This window comes from Streptomyces sp. NPDC006385 (genome assembly GCF_040612485.1).
In the GTDB taxonomy this organism is placed as follows: domain Bacteria; phylum Actinomycetota; class Actinomycetes; order Streptomycetales; family Streptomycetaceae; genus Streptomyces.
The window spans coordinates 1-2,173 of sequence record NZ_JBEXQG010000168.1 but is presented as its reverse complement, the minus strand read 5'-3'; the positions used below and the strand labels follow the sequence as shown (position 1 = coordinate 2,173).

The window sequence follows — 2,173 nt, the reverse complement described above, 5'->3', positions numbered from 1 at the left end:
TCCGAGCACCCCACCAGCGAGGCGGCCACCATCGAATACGCCGTGGAGGTCCTCGGCGTCAACGACATCGTCGTCTGCGGCCACTCGCACTGCGGTGCCATCGGCGCGCTGGTGCGCGGCGACGACCTGACCGCCGTGCCGGCGGTGCGGGACTGGCTGACGAACGCCGCCGACGAGCCCAAGTGCTCCGACACGAGCGACCCGACCGTCGCCGAAGCCGTCCAGAACCACGTTCTCGCCCAGTTGCTGCGGCTGCGGTCGTACCCGGGCATCGCCAAGCGCCTGGAGTCGGGTGAACTCCGGCTGCACGGCTGGTACTACGAGGTCCACACCGGCATCGTGCGCGAACACCGGGCGCAGTCCGACACGTTCGAGACGCTCTGAGGGGGACTGAGACCATGCTGTCCAAGTTCCCTTATCTGAAGCAGGACTTCCTCGCCTCCATAGTCGTCTTCCTGGTCGCCGTGCCGCTGTGTGTCGGCGTGGCCGTCGCCTCCGGGGTCCCGGCCGAGCTCGGGCTGGTCACCGGCATCGTGGGCGGACTCGTCACCGGGCTCATGCGCGGCAGCAGCCTTCAGGTGTCGGGGCCGGCCGCCGGCCTGACCGTGCTGGTCTTCGAGGCCGTCAGCGAGTTCGGGGTGGCCACGCTCGGCGTGATCGTACTGATCGCCGGTCTCCTCCAGCTCGCCATGGGTTTCCTCAAGATAGGCCGCTGGTTCAGGGCGATATCCGTATCCGTCGTCGAGGGCATGCTCTGCGGTATCGGTCTGGTGATCATCGCCGGGCAGATCTACGCGGCGGCGGGCCTGAAGGCGCCGCAGACCGGAATCGGCAAGATCGCGGGTCTGCCCGGTGCGTTCGCCGACGCGCTCGGCAGTACCGAGGCCCTGGCCTCCCTCGCGATCGGCGCGGGCACCATCGCCGTCATCGTGCTGTGGAAGAAGATGCCGAAGGCGGTGCAGTCCGTGCCTGGCGCCCTCGCCGCGGTGGTGCTGGCCACGCTCGCCACCCTCGCTTTCAGCCTGCCGGTCGCCACCGTCCAGGTCGAGGGCCTGCTCGGCGTCATCCAGCCGCCGGGGGCCGAGGCGTTCGGTGAGCTGGCCAGTCCGGCCATCTGGGGCACGATCGTCGCGTTCGCGCTGATCGCCTCGGCGGAGAGCCTGTTCAGCGCTGCGGCCGTGGACCGGATGCACGACGGTCCGCGTACCGAGTACAACAAGGAGATGATCGCCCAGGGCGCGGGCAACACGGTGTGCGGTCTGCTCGGCGCGCTGCCGATGACCGCGGTGATCGTACGCAGCTCCGCCAACGTCAACGCGGGCGCGAAGACCAAGGCGTCCCGTGTGCTGCACGGCGTGTGGCTGCTGCTGTTCGCCGCCGCGATGCCCTGGGCCCTGGCCCTCATCCCGATTCCCGCGCTCGCCGGCATCCTGGTCCACGCGGGCTTCAAGCTGATCCCGTTCCAGCAGGTCGCGACGCTGTGGCGGGAGCACAAGGGCGAGGCGCTGATCCTCGTCGTCACCGCGGTCTCGATCGTCGCGGTGAACATGTTCGAGGGCGTGCTGATCGGCCTGGCCCTGTCGGTCGCCAAGACCGCCTGGGAGGCCTCGCATCTCAAGACGGAGGTCATAGACAAGGGCGCCGGACCCATCCAGGTCTACCTGTCGGGTAACGCGACCTTCCTCAGGCTGCCGAAGATCCTCGACAGCCTGGAGAACCTCCCCCAGGACCGCCCGATCGAGCTGGACCTGTCCGGGCTGCACCACCTGGACCACGCCTGCCGTACGGCCCTGGAGAACTGGGCCGAGCGACACAGCGCACCCGACACCGACCCCGTGAAGGTCACGGCGAACACCTGACATCGCCCAGCGGCCGGGCGGTGCACATGACACGCGTACCGCCCGGCCCACCAGCCCCCACTGACCAGCCCAAACGACCGGCCACGGGACAATGTCCCTCACCACCTGGAAGCAATCCGACTCTCCAGAACAACTACGCGCAGCCCCCTTGTTATGGTGCGCCGATGTCATCGATCAAGCAGTTCCAAGTCACCTTCGACTGCGCAGAACCTGAGCGCCTCGCTCGTTTCTGGTGCGAGGTGTTGGGGTACGTCGTATCGCCGCCGCCGGAGGGGTTTGCCACCTGGGACGATTTCGATCGCTCGCGGCCGCCT

3 protein-coding genes are annotated in these 2,173 nt (G+C 68.4%); all 3 read left to right on the top strand.

Features of this window, described 5'->3' with window-relative positions; translation table 11 throughout:
- Nucleotides 1-384: carbonic anhydrase (locus ABZ078_RS44325; protein ID WP_356584368.1), on the top strand; the 384-nt coding region annotated here is incomplete at its 5' end.
- 14 nt (nucleotides 385-398) lie between these two features.
- Nucleotides 399-1,859: a SulP family inorganic anion transporter gene (locus tag ABZ078_RS44320; RefSeq protein ID WP_356584366.1), complete on the top strand. Its 1,461-nt coding sequence runs from the start codon at nucleotides 399-401 to the stop codon at nucleotides 1,857-1,859.
- A gap of 164 nt (nucleotides 1,860-2,023) precedes the next feature.
- On the top strand, nucleotides 2,024-2,173 hold a 150-nt coding region (locus ABZ078_RS44315; RefSeq protein WP_356584370.1), incomplete at its 3' end, for a VOC family protein.